This window comes from Paraburkholderia nemoris, assembly GCF_905221015.1.
Classification (GTDB): Bacteria; Pseudomonadota; Gammaproteobacteria; order Burkholderiales; family Burkholderiaceae; genus Paraburkholderia; species Paraburkholderia nemoris.
This window is the reverse complement of record NZ_CAJNBO010000014.1, coordinates 133,792-149,078: the sequence shown is the minus strand read 5'-3', so window position 1 is coordinate 149,078 and position 15,287 is coordinate 133,792. Positions and strand designations below refer to the sequence as shown.

General features: G+C 62.7%; 14 protein-coding genes. 8 read left to right on the top strand and 6 right to left on the bottom strand.

Annotated features, from left to right (window positions below):
• Positions 1-154 precede the first annotated feature (154 nt).
• Positions 155-1,270: a succinylglutamate desuccinylase/aspartoacylase family protein gene (locus KHO33_RS22505; protein ID WP_054042042.1), complete on the top strand. Its 1,116-nt coding sequence runs from the start codon at positions 155-157 to the stop codon at positions 1,268-1,270.
• A 154-nt stretch (positions 1,271-1,424) separates the two neighbouring features.
• On the opposite strand, the gene KHO33_RS22500 is transcribed toward KHO33_RS22505, so the two are convergent.
• Positions 1,425-2,231 (bottom strand): MetQ/NlpA family ABC transporter substrate-binding protein, encoded by an 807-nt coding sequence (locus KHO33_RS22500; RefSeq protein WP_054042028.1) that lies wholly within the window; start codon positions 2,229-2,231, stop codon positions 1,425-1,427.
• Between the two features lie 299 nt (positions 2,232-2,530).
• On the opposite strand from KHO33_RS22500, the gene KHO33_RS22495 reads away from it, so the two are divergent.
• The 4 genes from KHO33_RS22495 (at position 2,531) to KHO33_RS22480 (ending at position 6,147) form a co-directional block, all read left to right on the top strand.
• A complete protein-coding gene (locus tag KHO33_RS22495) occupies positions 2,531-3,694 on the top strand; it encodes a porin (protein ID WP_200566414.1) in 1,164 nt (387 codons plus the stop codon).
• A 205-nt stretch (positions 3,695-3,899) separates the two neighbouring features.
• Positions 3,900-4,289 (top strand): DUF6232 family protein, encoded by a 390-nt coding sequence (locus KHO33_RS22490; RefSeq protein ID WP_200566412.1) that lies wholly within the window; start codon positions 3,900-3,902, stop codon positions 4,287-4,289.
• Positions 4,290-4,435: 146 nt separating this feature from the next.
• Positions 4,436-4,780 carry a hypothetical protein gene (locus KHO33_RS22485; RefSeq protein ID WP_200566410.1) on the top strand — a complete coding sequence of 115 codons (345 nt, stop codon included), beginning with the start codon at positions 4,436-4,438 and terminating at the stop codon, positions 4,778-4,780.
• 263 nt (positions 4,781-5,043) lie between these two features.
• Positions 5,044-6,147 carry a hypothetical protein gene (locus KHO33_RS22480; RefSeq protein ID WP_200566409.1) on the top strand — a complete coding sequence of 368 codons (1,104 nt, stop codon included), beginning with the start codon at positions 5,044-5,046 and terminating at the stop codon, positions 6,145-6,147.
• A gap of 88 nt (positions 6,148-6,235) precedes the next feature.
• On the opposite strand, the gene KHO33_RS22475 is transcribed toward KHO33_RS22480, so the two are convergent.
• On the bottom strand, positions 6,236-8,689 hold the full coding sequence (locus KHO33_RS22475) for a glycogen/starch/alpha-glucan phosphorylase (RefSeq protein WP_200566407.1): 2,454 nt from the start codon (positions 8,687-8,689) through the stop codon (positions 6,236-6,238).
• Between the two features lie 755 nt (positions 8,690-9,444).
• Between KHO33_RS22475 and KHO33_RS22470 the strand changes: the two genes are divergently transcribed.
• Positions 9,445-10,812, top strand: a complete 1,368-nt coding sequence (locus KHO33_RS22470; protein ID WP_200566483.1) for an MFS transporter — start codon at positions 9,445-9,447, stop codon at positions 10,810-10,812.
• A 56-nt stretch (positions 10,813-10,868) separates the two neighbouring features.
• Here the strand turns inward: KHO33_RS22470 and ltaE are convergent, their stop codons facing one another.
• From ltaE to KHO33_RS22455, 3 genes are all read right to left on the bottom strand, one after another.
• A complete protein-coding gene (gene ltaE / locus KHO33_RS22465) occupies positions 10,869-11,876 on the bottom strand; it encodes a low-specificity L-threonine aldolase (RefSeq protein WP_054041950.1) in 1,008 nt (335 codons plus the stop codon).
• 168 nt (positions 11,877-12,044) lie between these two features.
• Entirely contained in the window at positions 12,045-12,818 is a 774-nt protein-coding gene (locus KHO33_RS22460) for a peptidoglycan DD-metalloendopeptidase family protein (RefSeq protein WP_200566405.1), read from the bottom strand.
• A gap of 146 nt (positions 12,819-12,964) precedes the next feature.
• Positions 12,965-13,276, bottom strand: a complete 312-nt coding sequence (locus KHO33_RS22455; protein ID WP_200566404.1) for a cupin domain-containing protein — start codon at positions 13,274-13,276, stop codon at positions 12,965-12,967.
• 248 nt (positions 13,277-13,524) lie between these two features.
• On the opposite strand from KHO33_RS22455, the gene KHO33_RS22450 reads away from it, so the two are divergent.
• On the top strand, positions 13,525-13,845 hold the full coding sequence (locus KHO33_RS22450) for a hypothetical protein (RefSeq protein ID WP_054041885.1): 321 nt from the start codon (positions 13,525-13,527) through the stop codon (positions 13,843-13,845).
• Between the two features lie 167 nt (positions 13,846-14,012).
• A complete protein-coding gene (locus tag KHO33_RS22445) occupies positions 14,013-14,780 on the top strand; it encodes a DUF2968 domain-containing protein (RefSeq protein WP_054041953.1) in 768 nt (255 codons plus the stop codon).
• 131 nt (positions 14,781-14,911) lie between these two features.
• On the opposite strand, the gene KHO33_RS22440 is transcribed toward KHO33_RS22445, so the two are convergent.
• On the bottom strand, positions 14,912-15,229 hold the full coding sequence (locus KHO33_RS22440) for a DUF4148 domain-containing protein (RefSeq protein ID WP_054041888.1): 318 nt from the start codon (positions 15,227-15,229) through the stop codon (positions 14,912-14,914).
• Positions 15,230-15,287: the final 58 nt, after the last annotated feature.

Below are 15,287 nucleotides of genomic sequence, written 5' to 3'. Positions count from 1 at the left end.
GCCGCACAAGACCACGCGCCGCGTCATATCGGCTAAGATCGTGCGCTAGAGGCGCTGCGAACCCGCCCGCCAATGACCGACCTTTGAACACCCTTTCCCCTTGTAATCAACGACATAGCGCGGCACGCCCCAAATGCCCGCGGATTTGAAAACCATGCAAACCCAAACCCATCCGCTGATTGCCCCGACGCTCGGCACCGCCCGTAATCTGACGAGTTTTCACTACGGTCCTGGCGGCGGGCAGAAGATTTACATCCAGTCGTCGCTGCATGCCGACGAGTTGCCCGGCATGCTGGTTTCGTGGGCGTTGCGCCGCAAGCTCGCCGCACTGGAAGCCGCCGGCAAGGTGCGCGGCGAAGTCGTGATCGTGCCGGTGGCCAATCCGATCGGCCTGAATCAGCACTTTCTCGGCCATCTGACCGGCCGCTTCGAGACCAACAGCGCGCAGAACTTCAACCGCAATTTCTACGAGCTGTCGGCGCTGATTCAGCCCGGCATCGAAGCGCGCCTGACCGACAACATCGACGCCAATCGCACGGCGATCCGCGCGGCGATGCGCGAAGCGCTCGACGCGCAGGAGCCGGCAACCGAACTCGAATCGCAACGTCTGGCGCTGCAAAAACTCTCGTTTGACGCCGACGTCGTGCTCGATCTGCACTGCGACTGGGAAGCCGCGATGCACCTCTACACGAACCCGGACCTGTGGCCGGAAGTCGAGCCGCTCGCCTGCTATCTGGACGCGAAGGCGTCGCTGCTGGCGCTGAATTCCGTGGGTAATCCGTTCGACGAAATCCACAGCTTCTGCTGGTCGGATTTGCGCGGCCGTTACGGCGACCGTTTCCCGATTCCAAACGGCTCGGTTTCTGTCACGATCGAACTGCGCGGTCAACGCGAAGTGTCGTACGAGTACGCGGAGCGCGACGCCCAGGCGATCATCGAGTACCTGACCTCGCGCGGTGTGATCGACGGTACGGCCGCCCCGCTGCCGGCGCTCGAATTCGCCGCCACGCCTCTGGCCGGCGCCGAGCCGATCGTCGCGCCGATCAGCGGTGTGCTCGTGTATCGCTGCGAAGTCGGTACATGGGTCGATGTCGGCCATGAGATCGCCGATATCGTCGATCCGTTGACCGATCGCGTCGTCACGCTTAAGAGCACGGTAGCCGGCGTGCTGTATGCGCGGCATTTGACGCGCTTTGCGACGGCCGGGCTGGAATTCGCGCGCATTGCCGGTGCGAAGGCGTTCAGAAGCGGGTCGTTGTTGAGCAACTAAGGAACACTTGAAGCCGCGCTTTCCTGGAGTCATCCGCGAAAGCTGTGCCGGCAAAGCAGAACGCCCGCTATTTCAGCGGGCGTTCTGCTTTTAAGGGCCTGTTGCGAAAGAACGGATGGTTCAAAGGCGGCCGGCAAGCCGCCTGTCAATCCGCTCAGAAAGCCGGAATGATCGCGCCTTTGAACTGCGTGTCGATGTACTTGCGCACTTCATCCGACTCATACGCCGCGACCAGCTTCTTGACCCACGGCTTGTCGCGATCCTGCGCGCGCACGGCGATCAGATTCGCGTACGGACCTTTGAGGTCCTCGATCGCGATCGCGTCTTTCGTCGGCTGCAAGCCGGCCTTCACCGCGTAGTCCGTGTTGATCGACGCCGCGTCGAGGTCGTCGAGCGAGCGCGGCAATTGCGCGGCGTCGAGTTCCACCAGCTTGATCTTCTTCGGATTCTCGGCGACGTCGAGCGGCGTGGCGTTGACGCCGTTCGTGCCGACGCCCGGCTTCAGCTTGATCACGCCGTACTTCTGCAACAGCAGCAGCGCACGGTTGCCATTCGACGGATCGTTCTGGATGCCGACCTTCGCGCCTTCCGGCAAGTCCTTGAGCGACTTGAGCTTTCTCGAATAGAAGCCCATCGGCGAAACGTAGGTCAGGCCGACGTTGACGATCTTGTAGCCACGCTGCTTGATCTGGCTATCGAGAAACGGCTGGTGCTGGAACCCGTTCGCGTCGAGGTCGCCCGAGTCGAGTGCCGCGTTCGGCTGCACGTAGTCGTTGAATTCGATGACCTTCACATTCAGCCCTTCGCGCGCCGCCACCTTGGTCACGACCGACCAGATTTGTGCGTCCGGGCCGCTCATCGTGCCGATCTTCAGTTGTTTGTCGTCGGCGTGCGCAAACGTTGCCGTCAGCGAAACGGCGGCGATAGCGAGCAGATTCTGGATGATTTTCCGGCGTTGCATGCATTTCCCCACAAGCGATTTTGATTAGCAGGTGCGGATCCTCGCATGCAGCAAATGCCCCCGAAAACCAATCGTTTTTCACACGCTTATATGCACGATCTGGAAAAAGCTTATACACGACGTGCCTTGCTCGATTTCAACTGGCAATGCTATGTGAGTGTCGCGCCAGCGCGACAGATTACAAAAATAAGCAAAGCTGTCACAGACCTTACTCTGCGTTCCCTTAAATTGCGGTCCATCTCACGACCTTACCAAAGAGTGCGGCGTGGTGATCGCTTAATTTTTAATCGGAGAAAGTCTTGAACAAGAAAGTATTTGCCGCCGCTACGCTCGCCGTCTTCGCCACCGCCGCCCACGCACAAAGCAGCGTCACGCTGTATGGCTTGATCGATGCCGGTATCAGCTACGTAAACAACTCGAAGACCGCTACCGGTCACGACAACCTCTTCAAGTACGACGACGGCGTTGCTCAAGGCAGCCGTTGGGGCCTGCGCGGCACCGAAGATCTCGGTGGCGGCCTGAAGGCACTGTTCGTATTGGAAAGCGGCTTTAACAGCGGCAACGGCACGCTCGGCCAAGGCGGCGCGCTGTTCGGCCGTCAAGCGTATGTCGGTCTGTCGCAGAACAACGTCGGCTCGCTGACGTTCGGTCGCCAGTATTCGTTTTCGACGGATTACCTGGGCGGCAACTACTCGACGGGTGGCCAAACCGTCGCGGGTAACTACGCTTACCACATCAACGACGTCGACCAGCTGACGTCGAGCCGCATCAACAACGCAGTCAAGTTCAGCAGCGCGAATTTCGCGGGCCTGACCTTCGGCGCGATGTATGGCTTCTCGAACCAGGCTGGCGCATTCGCCGGCTCGCCGGCAACCGGCACGACCGCAGCACCAGTCGCAGGTTCGTCGCGTGCATACAGCTTTGGCGTGAACTACGCGAACGGCCCGTTCGGCGTCGGCGCAGCGTACACGGACATCCGTTACCCGAGCCAGTCCACCCCGGCATTCTCGACGGCTATCGCCAACGTGACGACGGGCAACGTGCGTGATCTGCGCACGTTCGGCGTCGGCGGCCGTTACTCGATCGGCGCGGCTACGCTGTGGGCGTTGTACACGAACACGCGCTTCCAACCGATCTCGGGCAGCTCGACCACGTTCGCTGCATACGAAGCGGGCGCGAAGTACGCGTTCACGCCGGCACTGACGGCAGGCGCTGGCTACACGTACATGCACCTGAGCGATGCGAATCGCGGCCACTGGAACCAGGCCGACCTGAGCGTCGACTACGCATTGAGCAAGCGCACGGACGTCTACGCCCTGGGCATCTATCAGATCGCTGCTGGCCGCAATGGCACGCAAGATCTGCAAGCGCAGATCGGTTCGAGCACGAGCTACTTCAACACGTCGGGCACGGGCGCGGACAACCAACTGGCATTCCGCGTCGGTATCCGTCACAAGTTCTAAGCGAGCTTTGCCTTGTCGGCGAGGAGCGCGAGTTCCTTGCTGTCCCGAGGTTCTGGAAAACGCCCTGCGGGGCGTTTTTTCTTTTGGGGGAGCGGTGTTTCGGGCTTCTGCGTTGATGTAAAGATATCTTCCTCACCCCGCCACTTCCAGCGCTGCCGCCGCATCTGGTACGCTGCGCCCTTTGCTACCGCTTGCATTGGACTCGATGGAAACCCCTTTCAACGATCGCGGCGTGTCGGTCACGCGTAACGCACTCTCGTCGGCCGGCCAGGTCTTTCCGCTGCGCGACATCGTCGACGTGCAAGTCGTCACCGTGCAGAAAAACAAAGCCCTGCCCCGTGCGATCTCGCTCGTCGGACTCGTGGGCGTTATTGTCGGCGGGATATTGCGCTCGCCGGTCGGCATGGTGTGCGGCACGATGCTGGTGGTGGTCGGCTGGCTCACGTGGGCGACCCAGGACATCACGCATCGTCTGATGGTGCAGACCGCGAATGGCCTGCGTGAGGCGCTCATGAGCACCGATCGCGAGTTCGTCGAGCGCGTCGCCGCGGCCGTGCACGAGGCGAAGGCCGTCGCTGCGGCACCCAAGGTCTGAGCCGCCGCCATCCGCCATCCGCGAGGCGTGGCGCGTTAACACAAAATTGATTCGTGACGCGGTAGCTTTTGCGCGTCGTTGAGACGCACGTCGTTAGAGTGGTTGGGTGTCAACAACGCGCGCCGCCTCGCCGAATCGGCGCAATCATGATGCTCACGTCAGTTGCAACGTCTGAAGTTTCCATCCCGCGCGCAGCGCGCGAATCACGCCTTCCCCGCCGCACACATGTCGTCGTTCCGCTCGTCATCATCGACGTCACCGTGCCCGGCACCTCGTCGGCACAAGGGCGGCGTGCATTGCATACCGCTCTCGGCGACGATCTGCGCCTCTATGTCGTGACCGTCGACCAGCAACACGAGCGCGTGACCTTTCGTGTCGAAGTCACCTCGCGCACCCTCGACGACGTGATCGGCCTGCTGACAAGCGCCCTCGACCGTGCCACGCTCGGCCGCGCGCAAACCACCGTGATCCGCCGTCCACGCGACTATTGACATAGATCAACACTTGCACGGGCGACTTGCCAGCCGCCCTCCAAACCTTTACACATCTTTGCAATTGCCCGCGGGTGGCCGTGTAGAGTCGCCGCTCCTGTTATCGCGTGTTCCCTCCCGCAGGCCCCGCAAGCGTCCCGGTTTCCCCGCCCACGCCGCGGCAATTCAGTGAGATTGCCGCCAGTGCTGTTCGAGTAGTCCACCCCACAGCTCACGATGCATCGCCTTCGCCAGGGACTCGCCTTTTTGCAAAGCGTGATCCTATGTTCCTGTCGTCTCTCGATGCCGCGCGCCGGCATGCCGGTCCTCGTTTTCGCTCTCATTTTCGTCGTTCAGCCGCGGCGGCACTGGTTGCAGCCGGCGCGCTCGCCGCACTGACCGGCTGCTCCGTCACCTTCCCCACCCCCGCGCCGCCAGCCCCCAATGCCGCGCTGATCAACGGCGGCAACGACGGCCTGCTGATTCCGCTGCACGTGGAGCGTGCCGACGAAGACCACGCACGCCTCGGTCTGCCGGTCCAACTCGACGGCAAACCGGTATACATGGCGCTCGACACGGGGACGCAAGGCACGCGGGTGCTGAAGTCGGTGCTGCCGGGTTCGAACTACGCAAGCGCCGGCGGCATGACGTCGTTGTCGTTCGCGAACGGCGTGGAGATTCTCGGCTCGGCCGTGAAAGTGCCGTTCAGCCTCGCCGGCACCACCCCAACGCCGATCGCCGCGCAAGCGGTGGACGTCGTGCGTTGCCTGCCGAACGCGCGCAAGTGCGCCGGGATGGACGGCTACACCGGTGAATTCGGCTGGGCGTTTTCCGGCATCGTCGGCGTCGGCGCCGCGCAGCCCGACGACAACAGCTACACGCAACCTCTGCGCGCATTGCCCGGCAACATCGGCCAACGCTATCTGGTGCACTCGAACTTCGCGAAGCCGTACATGGTGTTGAGCCCCTCGAGGACCATTACCAAGGACTACACGATGGTGCCAATGACAATGTCGCAAGACGGTACGGCGCAATGGCCGCGAGGCTGCGTGAATGTGGGCAACAAGATGACCTTCTGCGCGCCGCTGGTGTTCGCAACCGGCAGCACCGGCATGATCCGCCTCGAAATGGACAAAGCGCCCAACTGGACCGGTGACGGCGATGTCGGCAATGTGCTCGATCAGGGCAACTACGAGACGGCCATCGGCACAGGATCGTGGGTGCACCGCTACGAGAAGGCGCAAGTCACGATCGTCAAGGCGAAACCGGACGCTAACCGCATCGTGGTCGGTTTGATGGCGATGCAGAACATCGACGTGCTATTCGATTTCCCGCGCGGGCAGTTCGGTTTGTATGCCGCGAACGAGAGCGAACGATTCGCCCCGTGATAGTCATCCGTCAATAAAGAAAGGCCGTGCAAAAAATTTCGCACGGCCTTTTTCGTTTGAGCAGGCGCCACACGCAAACGTGCCCGCGTCACTCCATATTGAGCGGATTCACGTGCCAGATGTTGCGCGCATATTCGCCGATGGTGCGGTCCGACGAAAACTGTCCCATGCCCGCGACGTTCTCGATCGCGCTCTCGGTCCACGCGCGCTTGTCGATGAAACGCGCATCCACTTCGTCCTGCGCTTTCGCAAACGCGGCGAAATCGGCGAGCACCATGTAGTGATCGCCCCAATCCACCAACGTGTGGAAAATATCCGAGAAGCGCAGTGGATCATCCGGCGAGAAGTAGCCCGTGCGAATCTGGTCGAGCGCCATGCGCAATTCCGGATTCTCCTCGTAGACTTGCCGCGGCCGGTAGCCGGTGGCGCGCAGGTTGTCCACTTCATCAGCGGTATGGCCGAAGATGAAAATGTTCTCGCGCCCCACTGCGTCGCAGATCTCGATGTTGGCGCCGTCCATCGTGCCGATCGTCAACGCGCCGTTCAACGCGAGCTTCATGTTGCCGGTGCCTGACGCTTCGGTGCCGGCCATCGAAATCTGCTCGGAGAGATCAGCCGCTGGAATGATCAACTCGGCCACGCTCACGCCGTAGTTCGGCACGAACACCACCTTGAGGCGATCCCCGATCAACGGATCGTGATTGACCTTCTCGCTGACGTCACCGATCAGTTTGATGATCGTCTTCGCCATGCGATAAGCGGACGCCGCCTTGCCGGCGAACATCACCACGCGCGGCACCCAATCGCGCTCCGGATTCGCACGAATCTGGTTGTAGCGCACGATCACGTGCAACACGTTCAGCAACTGCCGCTTGTATTCGTGAATGCGCTTGACCTGAAGGTCGAACAACGCATCGGGATCGAAGTGCAGTTTGGTGTGATGCGCAAGCCGCTGCACGAGCCGCAGTTTGTTCTGCCGTTTTGCTTCATGAAAGGCGTCGATGAACGCGCTGTCGTTGCGCAGACTGCGCAGTTGCTCCAGCTCGAACAGATTGCTGCGCCAATGCTTGCCGATCTGCTGATCGATCAGCGACGACAGCGACGGACTCGCCTGCGCCAGCCAGCGCCGCGGGGTGATGCCGTTGGTGACGTTAGTGAAACGGTCCGGATAGATGCGCGCGAAGTCGGCGAAGATATCGCGCGTCATCAGCTGCGAATGCAGCTTCGATACGCCATTCACCTTGTGACTCGCAACGATCGCCAGATACGCCATCCGCACACGCCGCTGGCCGTATTCATCGACTAGAGAAATGCGGCGGATCATCTCGCCGTCGTGTCCCGATTGCTCACTGACATGCTTGAGAAAGCCCGCGTTGATCTCGAAGATGATTTCCAGATGCCGCGGCAAAAGGCGCGCAAGCATCTCGACGTCCCATGTTTCGAGCGCCTCGGGCATCAAGGTGTGGTTCGTGTACGAGAAAATCTTCGTGACGTGATGCCACGCCTTGTCCCATGGTTGATGATGAACATCCACCAGCAAACGCATCAGTTCCGGAATCGCCAGAACCGGGTGCGTGTCGTTCAGATGCACCGCCACCTTTTCGGAGAAGCGCCCAAACGTGCTGTGCGTGCGCTGATAGCGGCGAATCAGATCCTGCATGGTCGCCGAAACGAAGAAGTATTCCTGCCGCAGCCGCAGTTCGCGGCCGGCCGGCGTCGAGTCGTCCGGATACAGCAGGCGCGAAACGTTCTCCGACATGTTCTTCGTATCGACTGCATTGCGGTAGTCGCCACGATTGAACGCGCCGAGATCGAGTTCTTCGGTAGCGCGCGCCGACCAAAGGCGCAGCGTATTGGTCGCGTCTGTCGCGTAACCCGGAATGACGGTGTCATACGCGGTGGCATTCACATGCTCGGTGTCGATCCACTCCACATGCTCGCCGCGTTGCACAGTACGCCCACCGAAGTGCACCATGTACTTGATCTCGGGCCGCGGAAACTCCCACGGATTGCCCGCGCGCAGCCAGTAGTCCGGCGCTTCGACCTGCTCGCCGTCGACGATCTCCTGACGGAACATGCCATATTCGTAACGGATACCGTAGCCGAAGCCCGGAATGCCGAGCGTCGCCATCGAATCGAGAAAACAGGCGGCGAGCCGCCCGAGGCCGCCGTTGCCGAGGGCCGCGTCCGGTTCGATATTGACCAGCATGTCCATATCGACGCCGAGATCCGCGAGCGCTTCCTTCACCTGATCGTGGATGCCGAGCGCCAGCAACGCGTTCGTAAACGTGCGGCCGATCAGGAATTCCATCGACAGGTAGTAGACGCGTTTGACGTCCTGTTCGTACTGCAGGCGCGTGGTCTTCATCCAGCGCGCGACCAGCCGGTCGCGCACGGCGAGCGCCGCGGCGTGCAGCCAGTCATGGGGATGAGCGGTGACGGCGTCCTTGCCGACGCCGTACATCATGCGATTGGAAATTGAGCGCCGTAGCGCGTCGACGGTACTGTTGAGCTGGTCGAATTCCAGATCGACGGCTGTCATCGAGGCCTCCGGGGAAAAAACGACGCGACATACGCGAACCGCATAGATGACGGACGGGAGGCGCGTGTCGGTCAGGCGGGTTAACAAACAGAGTACGACATTTTACGGCGCAGGAACACCGGCGAGCGCGAGCGGGTGTTCATGCACATGCCATGCCCGCCGACATACGGGGCTTCACGCGTTCCGCACGCATTCCGCACGCGTTCCAAGCACGCACGCGGTGCAGATGCGGCCTGTGCGCGGCACTGGGTGCGTGCATCGGCCCGCAAAACAGGCAAAGGATAACGAGCAATGAAAGCCGACTGAATGGGAGAGGCAGCACGATTATCTTTTTCGACCTGTGACGTGGCGATGAATGCGTTGACTGGTTCGATACGTGGTCAAATCGGCGCGCCTCGTCTGCTGAACTGTTATGCCGAAGCGATATGCGATAACGCGGCGCCACGCCGATTCGAAGACGCCGCGTGGGCTTGACCGTTAGTTGCGTTAGAGGCGTCCGATCGAGCGCCCCGCCCTGCCGGCCTCCCAGCACGATTTCCACGTCTCTGTAACAATCACTTCATTCGCCGCGCGCGCCGCCCTGAGCGCTGAACTCGGGCCCCGCGCTTCACGCCACGCAACCACCCTGCCGCCTGCACGCCGCCGCGCTGTCCCTCCGACGCGCCAAGCGCTGCGGCATGCATAACCCGACGAGCCACGCCTTGTCCGACAAACCCAGCGCCACGCTCGACCAGACCTTTCCGGCGGACGGCCCGATGAGCGCCGCCAATCGGCGCGCGATGGCCGCGATCATGCTCGCAGTCGCACTCGCCACGCTCGACACGGCGATCGCCAACACCGCCCTGCCCGCCATCGCCGCGGATCTGCATGCTGCACCCGCCGCTTCGGTATGGATCATCAACGCCTACCAGCTCGCGATGGTCGCGACACTGCTGCCGCTCGCCGCACTCGGCGACATCGTTGGGCATCGCAGGATTTATATCGGCGGCATTGCGCTATTCACGCTGGCGTCGCTGGCCTGCTCGCTCGCTTCGACACTGCCGATGCTGGCCGCCGCGCGCGTGCTGCAAGGTCTCGGCGCGAGCGCGATCATGAGCGTCAACACGGCGCTGATCCGCTATCTGTATCCGCCGCACCGGCTCGGACGCGGCCTCGGCACTAACGCGTTGATTGTTGGCGTGTCGTTCGCAGTCGGGCCGACGGTGGCCTCGCTGATTCTGTCCGTTGCCGCATGGCCGTGGCTGTTCGCAGTCAACGTGCCGCTGGGTCTGCTGGCGCTTGCCTTCGCATGGCCCGCGCTGCCGCACACCGAGCGCGGCAAGCACAACTTCGACCCGATTGCGGCGCTCCTCAACGTGATCACCTTCGCCGCGCTGATCTTCGCGCTCGGCGAAGCGGCCCAGCGCGCCTCGACGCAACTCGTGCTGAGCGCGGCCGCGATCGCCGTGGTGTTCGGCGTACTGCTGATTCGCCGCGAAGCCGGTCACCCGGCGCCGATGCTGCCGGTCGATCTGTTCAAGCGGCCGGTGTTCGCGTTGTCCGCGGTGACTGCGGTGTGCTCGTTCGCCGCGCAAGGGCTGGCGTTCGTGTCGCTGCCTTTCTACTTTGAGGACGTGCTGCATCGCAGCCAGGTCGAGACCGGCTTTCTGATGACGCCGTGGCCCGTGGTGGTCGCACTGGCCGCGCCGCTGGCGGGCAGTCTGTCCGACCGCTATCCGCCGGGCCTGCTTGGCGCGATCGGTCTGGCGGTGATGTCGGCGGGGATGGCGTCGCTCGCGTTGTTGCCGGTGCATCCGCATGTGCTCGACATCGGCATCCGCATGGCGATTTGCGGCGCGGGCTTCGGCTTTTTCCAGTCGCCCAACCTGAAGGCACTGATGGCGAGCGCACCGCCCGAGCGCAGCGGCGGCGCCAGCGGCATCGTCGCGACTGCCCGGCTGCTTGGGCAGACCACCGGCGCTGCGCTGGTCGCGCTGAGCTTTGGTATCGCCGGCCGGCATGGACCCACGCTCGCGCTCAGCGCCGGCGCCTTCTTTGCCGGCGCGGCGAGCCTTGCGAGCGGACTGCGGCTGTTCGCGCCGTCGCATCGCGCGGGCGTGCACGCGAAAGCGTCGGCGAAATAAACAAAACGGGCGCACTGCTGTGGCAGTGCGCCCGTTTTTTCTTCCCGGCATTTCAATCAATGCGCGGCGAAATACCCCTTCACCGCGGCGATAAACGTATCGATATCCGCACGCGACACATCCTTATGCGTAACGAAGCGCGACGCGTAGAGCATCTGCGTGAGGATGCCGCGCTCCTTCAGCCACGCTTCCAGCGGTACGCAATGCTGCTGCGGAAAATGCGCGAACACCATGTTGGTCGCGATCGACTGCACCTTGACATGGTCGATCGATTCCAGACCGGCCGCCAGATGTGCGGCGTTCGCGTGATCGTCGGCGAGACGCTCGACGTTGTGATCCAGCGCGTACAGGCAAGCCGCGGCCAGCACACCGGCCTGACGCATGCCGCCGCCCAGCACCTTGCGCCAGCGATGCGCCACATCGATCAGCGCCTGGCTGCCGACCAGAACCGAGCCAACCGGTGCCCCCAAGCCCTTCGAAAAACAGATCGAGATTGAGTCGAACGGTTCGCATAGTGCTGCGACCGGCTTGCCCGATGCAACCGCCGCGTTGTAGACCCGCGCGCCGTCAAGGTGAGCCGCCAAGCCATGCTTACGCGCCAACTGCACCGCCTCGTCGACATAACCCGCCGGCAGCACCTTGCCGCCGATGGTGTTTTCCAGCGCCAGCAGGCGCGTGCGCGCGAAGTGGTTGTCGATCGGCTTGATCGCGGCGGCGATCTTCTCGAGCGGGATCGAACCGTCGGCGGCATTCTCGAGCGGCTGCGGCTGGATACTGCCGAGCACCGCCGCGCCGCCGCCTTCGTACTTATAGGTATGCGCCAACTGGCCGACGATGTATTCGTCGCCGCGCGCGCAATGCGCCATCAACGCCGCCAGATTGCTTTGCGTGCCGCTCGGAAAGAACAGGCCGGCTTCCTTGCCGGCACGCTCCGCGACCGTTGCCTGCAGACGCAGCACGGTTGGGTCGTCGCCCCAGACGTCGTCGCCCACTTCGGCGGCCGACATCGCCGCGAGCATGGCAGGAGTTGGACGGGTTACGGTGTCGCTGCGCAAATCGATCATGGTGAAAACCTCGTGTGTCCCTGTTTGTGTCAATGCATGACAGCCTGTGACCGCCGGCCCGTGCACCGCTTCATCTACTTCGATGAACGGCCACGACTCCGGTTGTTGAGCCACACAGTGTATTCAATTAATTAACGCGGCGCTGAAAACCGCGCTAATAGACGCGGTTCACCCACCCGACTTCGGCAGCCACGCAAGCGGATCGACCGGCTGGCCATTCTGGCGAACTTCGAACTGAATCGACGCCACGCCCCGGCTATCCACACCGACTTCGCCGATGGTTTGCCCTTGCGCGACAGCGTCGCCTTCCTTGACCAGCAGCGTGCTGTTCTGCCCGTAGGCGGTAATCAGCGAGTCGTCGTGCTTGATGATGATAAGGGGCCCGTACGCCTCGATCCCCGTGCCGGCGTAAACCACCCGGCCGGTCGCGGCGGCCTTGACCGGATCACCCGCGTGGCCGCCGATCACGATACCGTTCGACTTGCCCGGCGCAAAGGCTTTCAGCACGGGACCCCGCAACGGCCACAGCAGCACGCCTTGCTGCGCGACACCAGCCGCACCGGGCGTGCCAGGCGTGGCGGCCGCGCCATTCTGACCAGCAACACCGACCGGCGGCGTCACCACGCTACCCGACGCCATGGGCGGCGCCACCCGCAGCACCTGCCCCGGATTGACCGCCGCATTCGCTGCGAGGCCGTTCCATGCCGCAATCTCCTGCGGCTTGCGACCGTACGCCGACGCGATGCCCGCCAGCGTGTCTCCCGGATTGGCGCGGTAGTAACCGGCCGGCACAGGGACCGTGCCAAGGGTGGTCGGGTGGGACGGCGCGCTGCTATAGAACGGCGTGCTTTCCCACGGCATCGACGTACAACCGCTGATCATCACGCCGAGTGTCGCCGAGATCAGCAACCGGGTCGCCGTGAATTGCCATTGTCTTGTCATGTGATTTTCCTCGACACTTAGATTCAATCGGATTCAATCAGCCCCAAGCATTCGCCGTGCCGCTCGCGACGGGCGCCACGGCACCTATCCATTATGCCGCCGTGTGCATTGGCAAAGGCTTCGACACGACTTGGGCCAAGGAACCGTCAGACACTGCCCTCGGCCTCGACCACCAGAATGCGCGCCACGCCGATCGGATGCGCAACATGTTCGGTGCCCACCGACGCGTAGAACACATCGCCCGTTTCCAGAATCGCCGACTGTTCGACGCCCCCTTCGCGATAGCGCATCTCCACACGCCCGTCGAGCACGGCGAACACTTCCTCGCCGTCGTTGACATGCCACTTGTACGGCTGATCGGTCCAATGCAGGCGCGTCGTGATGCCGCCCATGTTGGCGATATCGAGCGCGTCCCACGGACGCGTCGCGGTGAAGCTCTTGCTGCGAATGATCTTCATGGTGAATAGTGGGTTGAGAAGCAGTCGCTGTCGACGCGTTATCCGTGCCGCATACCGAGCCGCCCGGCCCGGCAGGATCACGCGTTTCGACCGACGCCATTATAGGTGTTGCAGCAGGCCCGACCGCCGCCACACGGCTGCGCGAGCCCATTCGTGTGATTATTGAATCCTTTCAACCCTCGCCTATACTCAGTCATGCTGCCGCAACGCACCGTACACAAACGCCTGGATCCTGCGAGGAGTTGAGGATGAACAAAGCCACGTTTCTGGCCGTGCAACTCAACGTCGACGATGTTGCGGCGTCGCCCGGTTTGGTCGAGTTGCTGAACACCCATCTGGTCTTCGCGGCAGACGTCGCCGAGGCCGCCGACGCGCTGGTCCAGTTGGCCAGCATCGCAGGATTGTCGAGCGGCGTCGAAGCCAGCGTCGAGATTCCTGCGCTGGCGATCGAACGGCTGCGCGAGGCGCTCGACAATCTCAGCGGTTACGACGAATCCTGGTTGCTTGCCCTCGAACCCAGCCGCGCGCTGTTCGATGAAATAGGCCGACGGCATCGCACCCTGCATTAAAGCTGCGCTCGCGGAAAACGCATCCGCACTGCCGCGCACCCCGGTGCTCAGCGCTAGCGCCGCCGGTCCGCCACTTTTCGCTCACCGCACGAACCGCCAGATTGTCCGGCATGCTTGACTGTCGACGCCATCTGAAGGTTTCGGGCGAGTCAACCGGAGGAACCGCCGTGAAAAGTCTCCTGAACCGCCGCAGCGTGCTGGCAGGCCCATCGCATCTCGTGCAGGTCGCGCGAGAGAACGCCGCCGATTCCGTATCGCCCGACGACAGCGAGGAAGCAGCGCTGGCCGCGGCGGCCGGCGTCACGCCCGCTGTCGCTCCCGCCGATGCACCCTCCGCCCCCGTCGCCGAGCCGGCACGGCCGGTGACGACGTTACGGCCGGTGCCGGTGGTGCCCTCTCAGGTTAGCGCGCGCGGCGTGCAGATGGCTGACACCGCGGAAATCGAATGGCTCGCCGAAGAAGAAGCGCTAACACCGTTCCGCGTATTCCGCAGCTTCGCCTATTCGGTCAGTCTGCTGTTCCACGCGAAGGAGCTGGCGTACTACGTCGCGCTGTATCAGGACGGCTCGCTGTGGCGCGCGCTCAAAGCCGCCGAGCTCGAAGCCGCGGAAGCGGCCTTCCATCACTTCGAGGAACAGGCGACGCGGCTCTCGGAAGGCGAAACGCGCCGCGCGCAACTCGAGGCGCAAAACGAACAACTCGCGCGCATGATCGCGCGCTCCGAGGCGCAGGCCGAACGGCTGCGCACGGACCTGCAACGGCGGGGCGCACAGGAACAGACCGTGTCGAACCGGCAGCATCAGGTGCGCAAGGAGGTGTCGCAACTGGAAGCGCAACGCGTCGCCGCGCAGGCGCATCTGAACAAGGCGCATCGGCAGATTCATCAGCTCAACCTGACCAGCAACGAAGGAATTCCGCATTTACCGACCCGTTGAAGCGCGCCTTGAAAACGATCTGGCGGCCAAGCAGAGCCGTAAACGACAAAACGCCGCCCGGCAATCCGGTCGGCGTTTTTTCATTCCCCGCCGCCTGTCAGCCAGGCGGCGTTCACATCAGCTTCGGCGAATTAGTTGCCGAAGTAGACCGAGTTACGGTCGTTGCCGGTCAGCGGACGGCCGGCTTGCGAAGTGCCGGCGATCGGTGCGCCGTACCCGCTGTTCACAGCTTGAACGGTGCCGTTCTGTGCATCAACGCGGGCTTGCGCAGCTTGCAGGTTAGCCGGGTAGTCGACATGATCGCCGATCGGGTTGTAACCGGCCTTTTCCAGTTGCACCAGTTGAGCACGCACTTCAGCGCGGGTAAGCGGCTGGTTCGATTGAGCAAACGAAGCAACAGGAGCAACCAGAGCGGCGGCGACGACAACTGCAGAGATAAGGGTCTTCATGATGTAAACCTCCAGAACTTGTATTTAATGTGCTTTGGGCTCGTTGTCCCGTAGCGCT